The organism is Rhizobium moroccans (assembly GCF_057559155.1).
In genome coordinates this window covers 142,079-149,289 of record NZ_JBHFJG010000036.1, presented here as the reverse complement: position 1 = coordinate 149,289, position 7,211 = coordinate 142,079, and the positions used below count along the sequence as shown (strand labels likewise).

7 protein-coding genes are annotated in these 7,211 nt (G+C 60.7%); all 7 read left to right on the top strand.

Going from position 1 to position 7,211, the window contains the following annotated elements:
- Positions 1 to 884 (top strand): ABC transporter permease (locus tag ACE04I_RS17545; RefSeq protein ID WP_487207392.1); only part of this gene is annotated, 884 nt, incomplete at its 5' end.
- 1 nt (position 885) lies between these two features.
- Positions 886 to 1,701, top strand: coding sequence for an ABC transporter permease (locus ACE04I_RS17540; protein WP_046796866.1), 816 nt, complete (start codon positions 886 to 888; stop codon positions 1,699 to 1,701).
- Positions 1,685 to 2,830 carry an ABC transporter ATP-binding protein gene (locus ACE04I_RS17535; protein WP_046796867.1) on the top strand — a complete coding sequence of 382 codons (1,146 nt, stop codon included), beginning with the start codon at positions 1,685 to 1,687 and terminating at the stop codon, positions 2,828 to 2,830. The genes ACE04I_RS17540 and ACE04I_RS17535 overlap by 17 nt, the downstream gene beginning before the upstream one ends.
- 581 nt (positions 2,831 to 3,411) lie before the next feature.
- A complete protein-coding gene (locus tag ACE04I_RS17530) occupies positions 3,412 to 4,395 on the top strand; it encodes a TRAP transporter substrate-binding protein (RefSeq protein WP_046796868.1) in 984 nt (327 codons plus the stop codon).
- Positions 4,392 to 5,198 carry a maleate cis-trans isomerase family protein gene (locus ACE04I_RS17525; RefSeq protein WP_046796869.1) on the top strand — a complete coding sequence of 269 codons (807 nt, stop codon included), beginning with the start codon at positions 4,392 to 4,394 and terminating at the stop codon, positions 5,196 to 5,198. The genes ACE04I_RS17530 and ACE04I_RS17525 overlap by 4 nt, the downstream gene beginning before the upstream one ends.
- Positions 5,195 to 5,713 carry a TRAP transporter small permease gene (locus ACE04I_RS17520; protein WP_046796870.1) on the top strand — a complete coding sequence of 173 codons (519 nt, stop codon included), beginning with the start codon at positions 5,195 to 5,197 and terminating at the stop codon, positions 5,711 to 5,713. The genes ACE04I_RS17525 and ACE04I_RS17520 overlap by 4 nt, the downstream gene beginning before the upstream one ends.
- Entirely contained in the window at positions 5,713 to 6,993 is a 1,281-nt protein-coding gene (locus ACE04I_RS17515) for a TRAP transporter large permease (RefSeq protein WP_046796871.1), read from the top strand. Before ACE04I_RS17520 ends, ACE04I_RS17515 begins: the two co-directional genes overlap by 1 nt.
- The last annotated feature ends 218 nt before the right edge of the window (positions 6,994 to 7,211 follow it).

Below are 7,211 nucleotides of genomic sequence, written 5' to 3'. Positions count from 1 at the left end.
CGGCGGGCGATGCCGCGAGTGAGGGATATCATATGAAGCAACGGCCATTCCTGGGCTGGTTCGTTTCGCCCGCCGTCCTTGTGGCGCTCGGGCTGACTGCTGCCATGGCAGCCATCCTGCAATACAGCGTGCGCGCCTATGTGCCGGGCTCGCTCGATGTAGGCGGGTTGACGCTCGAAAATTTCACGGCGCTGCTGCGCCCCCTTTATGCCTGGGCTTTCTGGGGAACCATCCTTCTTTGCCTGCTGACGGCGACCTTCACGCTGATCCTCGCCTATCCGGTCGCCTATGCGCTGGTGCGCGTCAGAAGCAAGGCGCTGAAATCCTTTATCCTGATCGCCTCTGTGACGCCGCTTTTCCTGGGCGAGGTGGTGCGCACCTATTCCTGGATGATCGTGCTCGGAAACAACGGCTTCATTAATAGCGTCCTGAAGTCGCTCGGCATTATCGACCGTCCGCTGCAGATGATGTTCACGACGCCGGGCGTCGTGGCCGCGCTTGTGCATGTAACGATGCCGATCATGGTCATCATGCTGGCTGCGGGCCTTTCCCATATCGACAGGAACTACGAGAAGGCGGCAGAAAGCCTCGGCGCCGGTCCGATCCGCCGTTTCATGACGGTGACCCTGCCGCTGTCCATGCCCGGTATCGTCGCCGGTTTCTCGACCGCCTTCGCCTGGACCTTCAGTGCGTTCGCAACCCCGCAGTTGATCGGCGGCGGCAAGGTCAACACCGTGTCGACCCTCGTTTACCAGCTGGGCTTCGCCTCCTTCAACTTTCCGTTTGCCGCAAGCCTGTCCCTCGCCGGTCTCGTGATGACCTTTGCGGTCATCGCCCTGATGAAACGGGCAATGCGCCCGGTCGAACGCCTGGGAGAACAGTGAGATGTCGTTTCCGATGCGCAAATCTCCGCTCGCGCTGGCGGGAATACTGCTGGTGGCGGTCATTCTCGGCTTTGTCATGCTGCCGGCGATCGTCGTCACCATCACCGCCTTCAACGACAAGGCCATTCTGGCGTTTCCGCCGCAATCCTACTCCTGGCGCTGGTTTGCCCGCGCGCTCAGCTATGACGATTTCCGAAAGGGCTTCTGGAACGGGCTGATCGTCACCGCATGGGCATCCACGATCGCGCTGATCGTTGGCAGCGGCTTCGCGCTTGCCCTCCACCGCTACACGTTCTCGCTCAAATCGACGCTCGAGGCGCTGCTCCTGTCACCACTGGTCATTCCGCATTTCACCATCGGGCTGGGCCTGCTGATCCTGTCGGCTCAGTTGACGGTCGGCCGCGGCTTTCCACTGGTGGTTCTGGCGCATGTCATCCTCGTTCTGCCCTTCGTGCTGCGCAGCGTCTTCATCTCGCTGCAGAATCTTGACGGGCGGCTGGAACTGGCGGCCAGCAGTCTCGGCGCCACGCCTCGCCGCGTTCTCTTCACCGTCACCTTGCCGCTGCTTGTGCCGGGGCTGGTCAGCGGCTGGCTGTTTGCCGCGATCCTGTCCTTCAACGAGTTCACCGCCACGCTCTTCGTCTCCAACCAGACAACCCAGACCCTGCCGGTCGCCATGTACAATTACGTCCGCGAATATGCCGACCCGACGCTTGCCGCTCTTTCGGTGATCTACATCGTCGTCACGGCCCTGCTGCTGACCCTCGCAAACCTGTTCTTCGGTCTTGGAAAAATCCTCAATGTTGACGCGCACTGATATTGCCACCCCCGCTCCATCACTCTCCACAGCAAAGCCTGTGGTCCAGCTGGACGGCGTCACCAAACGGTTCGGCGATGCGATCGCGCTGCACGAGGCATGGTTGAAAATCGCTCCCGGCGAATGCATGACCCTGCTCGGCCCCTCCGGCTGCGGCAAGACCACGCTTCTCAACCTGATTGCCGGATTTCTCGACGCCGATGGCGGCGAGATCTTCATCGATGGCGCCCTGGTGACCGAGACGCCAGCCCATAAGCGTGAGATCGGCATCGTCTTCCAGAACTACGCGCTCTTTCCGCATATGACGGTGGCCAACAACATCGCCTACGGCCTGAAGACGCGGGGCGTCGAGGCTGGCGAAATCAAAAGGCGCGTCGACGAGGCACTCGCCCTCGTCAAACTTAACGGTTTCGGCGACCGCAAGCCCCGGCAGCTTTCGGGCGGCCAGCAGCAACGGGTGGCGCTTGCGCGCGCGCTGGTGATCCGCCCAAAAGTGCTGCTGCTCGACGAACCCTTTTCGGCGCTCGACAAGAACCTGCGCGCCTCCATGCAGATCGAGCTGAAGGAAATCCAGCAGCGCCTCGGCGTCACCACCGTTTTCGTTACGCACGATCAAGGTGAAGCGCTCTCAATGTCGGACCGGATCGCCGTCATGTCGGCCGGGCGCATCCGCCAGATCGCTGCACCGCAGGATATCTATTGCCGGCCGCAGGACCGTTTCGTCGCCTCCTTCATCGGTGACGCCAGCGTGCTCTCGGGAAAACTATTGGCGGTGACCGACGCCGTGGCACAGGTTGCGGTCGGATCGCTGTCGGTGGAGGTGCCGGCAGCCTCCCTGGCCGGGCTCGCCGCCGGGGCGGATGTCGACCTGTTCGTCAGGCCCGAACATCTGGTGCCGGTCGACGGGGATGGGGATGCGACCGCCCCGAGCCTTGCCGGCACCGTCAGGACCCAGGTTTTCCAGGGCGGTCACGTCGATCTGTACATCGATTTGGGCGACCATGCGGCGCAGCCCGTGCTGCTCAGGTCGTCCGCCGCCCTCGCACCTTCGAAATGGAAGGCGGGCGATGTCGTTCGCGTTCGGCCAATCTCGGCGGATCTGGTCGCCTTTCCGAAGCAGGACGACTGACGCCGCATTTTGGCGTCAAGACGACATGCGTTCTGACGCCGCCAGTGTCTTCGGAAAACATTTCCCCGAATTGATCGGTGGCCTTGCGTGGTAAAAACCATGCGCGTCACAACGCCGTTCCACGGAGGCGGCGGCGCGACCCCAGCAGGGCTGCCAATTCTCCGATTCTGACCGCAGCAACGTCAACCTTCCTCGACTTGCCGGGTCACAAACGTTGCGCTGCCGCCATGCGCTTCCCTCGCCGGAGGACCGAATTTGGGCAGCGAAGAATGACCTCACCTGCGCCCAGAAACGGGATTATGACATTCCCAAATATCAACCGTTCCGCCACTGAAAACCGTATAGTCAAATAGCACCGGGCTGTGCACCGAACAGCCAAAAGCTATTCAATTTCGGATTCGAGATAGCCATGGACTATGTGATGAATTGACGTGCAATATAGGCTCCAATTATTCGGCAAATGAACAAAAAATATACAAATTAAAGCGACGCAATGCCTACTATATAGCCGCTTAGCCCCTTGAATATTTTGCTATTCATCAGGAATATTCGATCACCAACAATAAAAGAGGGTGATCAGAATGTCCGTGATGAAGAAGATAGGCTTTGCTTTCAGCCTCGCAGCTAGCGTCCTTTCGGCTGATCTGGCGGCAGCTCAGACGAAGATGCGGCTGGCGGTGGAGACCACCAGCGGTGATCCGACCAATGTGATGTTGGCCGCTTTCCGGGATGAACTTAAGAACTCGACCGGCGATGCCTTTTCGATCGAATTCTCCGATGGCGGCTCGCTTGGAGACGAGAATGCGCTGGCGGAGCTTATCCGCGCCGGCGTGGTGGAAGTCATTCCGCTCGGCTCGGATGGCGTTGCCGCACTCGACTCGAAATTCTCGATCTTCGATACGCCCTTCCTGTTTTCCGGCAAAGAACAGGCGCGTGCAATGCTCGACGGCGAACTCGGGCAGATCATGGCCGCCTCCCTGAAGGAAAAGGCCAATCTCGAGGTTCTGGCCTTCGGCGAGCTTGGCGTACGCGTCATCAGCAATTCCAAGCGCGCGATCAATACACCGGCAGATCTCGGCGGCCTGAAGATCCGCACCCCGAACAGCCCGACACGTATCATGGCCTTCCAGACGCTCGGCGCGGCGCCCACGACGCTCGCCCTCGGTGACGTCTATATGGGCCTGAAGCAGGGCGTTATCGATGGGCAAGAGAACCCGCTTTCGGTAATCAAGGAATTCTCCCTGTTCGAGACCCAGCCCCACATTTCGTTGACCAACCACATCTACACGCCGATCACGCTGGTCATGAACGGCGCAGCCTTCGATGCGCTTTCGGACGATCTCAAAGCCAAGGTCAAAGCCGCCGCCATGGTCGGCGTCGAGAAGACCCGTGTCCTGTCGGATGAAAGCGACGCAAACCTTGTTGCAGAATTCGAAAAAGCCGGCGTGACGATCACCAAGCCGGATATCGCCGCCTTCCAGTCTGCCGCAGCTCCGGTTCGCACCAAGATCGCGGAAGTCGTCACCCCTGAGTTCATGACCAAGGTCGAGGAGACCCTCCGTTGACCGTCGCAGCATCCCAGGCTCCGGCGAAAGCCGAAGCCTACCCGCGCTTTCGCTATGACGGCTCGGGCAACCTGGCGCGCATCGGCCTCATCTATATTGCCTCCAGTGTGGTAATGGAGGAAGAGATGTGGGCGATGTCGGCAGAAGGCGTCTCGACCCATACGGCTCGCATCAAGCTGCCGAAAGTGACGGTTCAGGGCATCGAGGAGATGATGGGCGCGCCGGAACTCGAAACCGCAGCACGTATGGCCGGCGCCGCTCCAATCGATGTCCTGTTGTTCGGCGGAACCAGCGCCTCGTTCCTGCACGGCACGGCCTATGACAGGGCCCTGATCGAGAAGATCAGGCAATGGGTGCCGGGCCCCAAGGTGACGACGGCATCGACTGCGACGCTGGCGGCGCTGAAGAAGGTAAAGGCCGGCAAGGTGGCGCTTGCCACGCCTTATCTGCCGGAAATCCATGAGCGGGCCATTCGCTTCCTGGAGGAGAACGGTCACGCCGTCGTCAAGAGCGGCCATCTCGGCATCTCGGACGACCATGCGCTGGCGGAGGTCACGATTGAAGAAGTCTACGACCATGTCCTTTCCGTCGATCATCCCGATGCCAGCGCGATCTTCGTCTCCTGCACCAACTTCCGCACCGTCGGCGCGATCGAAGCGCTGGAAGAGCGTCTCGGCAAGCCGGTGATATCGGCAAACCAGGCGTCCTTCTGGCACTGCCTGGAGCTGGCCGGCGTTGCAGGCGCCCGCCCCGGTTACGGCCGCCTTTTCGACGGCAGCGTCTGCGAAGGAAGCGAACGATGACGGAAGCCCTCGCTCCGACACCCAGCGAGATCCTCAGCGAAGAGGTCAGGCGTCGCTCGAAACTCCGCAGCGCGTTCCAGTGGCTGGTCGAGACCGCCGCCATTGTGCTGCTCGTCTTCCTTGTCGGTCTCGTGCTCACCAACTCGCTCGGACGTTATCTTTTCTCAAAGCCCCTGCCCTGGACCGAGGAAATCGTGACGGCGCTGCTGATGTGGCTTGGCGCACTTGGTATCACTATCGCTGCGCTCAAGAACGAACTCATCAGCTGCGCGATCTGGACGCGACGCCTGACCGGGACCTCCAAATACGCCCTTGCTATCTTCCAGTCGGTGTTTTCGATCGCGGTCGTGGCGGTCGTCGGCGTACTCGCCTGGCGTTACCTCGGCATTTTCGGTTCTGACCGGACACCGATCCTGGGCATATCGAAGGCCGTCGCCATCTCGGGCATTCTCGCCACCTGCGCGGGACTCGGCGTCGCTTTCGCCCTCAACATCATCGAAGGGAGGAAAGACTGATGCTGGGTCTTGCAGCCATAACGCTCTTCATTCTCTGCGCCTTCGTGCTGATCGGACTGCCGATCGTCATATCGCTCGCGGCCTCGGTCCTTTTTTTCCTCGCATTCAGTGGCGGGTGGGAACTGGCACTGCCGCAGCAGACGCTCGGTGGCGTCGGCGACTATATTCTCATCACGCTTCCTCTGTTCATCCTCGCCGGCGGCATCATGAACGCGACGGGGATCGCCGATAAGCTCTTCGATTTCGGCGTCGCTCTGGTGGGCTGGCTTCGCGGCGGCTTGGCCCATGTCGATGTCGTCGCCAGCGTCATGTTCGGCGGCATGATCGGCACCTCGGTCGCCGATCTCGCCGGCAGCGGCTCGGTAACCATCCCGAAACTCAAGGCCCACGGCTATCCGGGTCCATTTGCGGCAGCCGTCACGGCAACCTCTTCGGGCATAGGTGTTCTCATTCCGCCAAGCTCGCCGATGATCCTCTATTCCGCCGTTACCGGCACCTCGCTCGGAGCGCTTTTCCTGGCCGGTGTCATTCCGGGACTCTTGATGGCGGTGGCGATGATGATCACCATTTCCGTTCTTGCGCGCCGTAACGGCTGGAAACCTGTCGGAACGTTTCAGTGGAAAGAGGTTCTTCGCACGGGCAAGCATGCGATCCTGCCGCTCGGCATGCCGGGTCTCATCCTCTTCGGCCTGATGTTTGGCGTATTCACCGCCACAGAGGCAGGTGCGTTTGCGGTCGCCTACGCGTTGGTCCTGGCGGCTGTGGTCTATCGTACGCTGACGCTCTCCAACTTGCGCCGCGCCCTCGTGGATTCCTGCATCCTGACCGGCGAAGTACTGATGGTCGTCGGCTTTTCGACGGCGCTCGGCTGGGCGCTTTCGCAGGCGGGCGTTCCCGCGGCACTTGCGCACGGGCTGGAAACGGTTTTCCCGTTCGAGAACACGACGCTCAAGATCTTTGCACTTCTCGCGATCGCGCTGATCGCCGGCATGGTGCTTGATCCGCTGATCCCCATGATAATGCCCGTGCTTTTGCCGTCGCTGATGGTGATGGATGTCGATCTTGTCCATTTCGGCGTGCTGATGGTGACGACGGTCGTCATCGGGCAGGTGACCCCACCGGTCGCGATCGCGCTTCTCGTTGCGGCGAAGATCGGCAACGAGGATGTCGTGCGGGTGACGAAGGCAAACATGCCCTTTCTCATTGCGCTGTTCCTGTTCCTGATCCTGTTGACGCTGTTCCCCGTCCTGTCGACGGCCCTTCCGAACCTTTTGAAATAGCGGAGACGGGGAGCGTTATTGCTCAAACAGTTCGAGTTTTCTTGGCCGGCCAGCAAAGCCGGGAGGACGGTGCTCGCCAGCAATCATGCAGTCAACCCGGCAGCACGTCGGGTCGACGCCCCGGCCGGACAAACGTGCTCGGTTTGAGCCACCAAGGTTTTCCCGAGCTTCTAACAAGGAAGATACTTCTTTTCACCGCAGCCCGTCGCACGCAATTT

Bases quoted from the DNA above. Each gene is read 5' to 3' on its own strand.
- ACE04I_RS17540 (WP_046796866.1), top strand. From the start codon at position 886: ATGTCGTTTCCGATGCGCAAATCTCCGCTCGCGCTGGCGGGAATACTG.
- ACE04I_RS17535 (WP_046796867.1), top strand. From the start codon at position 1,685: ATGTTGACGCGCACTGATATTGCCACCCCCGCTCCATCACTCTCCACA.
- ACE04I_RS17530 (WP_046796868.1), top strand. From the start codon at position 3,412: ATGTCCGTGATGAAGAAGATAGGCTTTGCTTTCAGCCTCGCAGCTAGC.
- ACE04I_RS17520 (WP_046796870.1), top strand. From the start codon at position 5,195: ATGACGGAAGCCCTCGCTCCGACACCCAGCGAGATCCTCAGCGAAGAG.
- ACE04I_RS17515 (WP_046796871.1), top strand. From the start codon at position 5,713: ATGCTGGGTCTTGCAGCCATAACGCTCTTCATTCTCTGCGCCTTCGTG.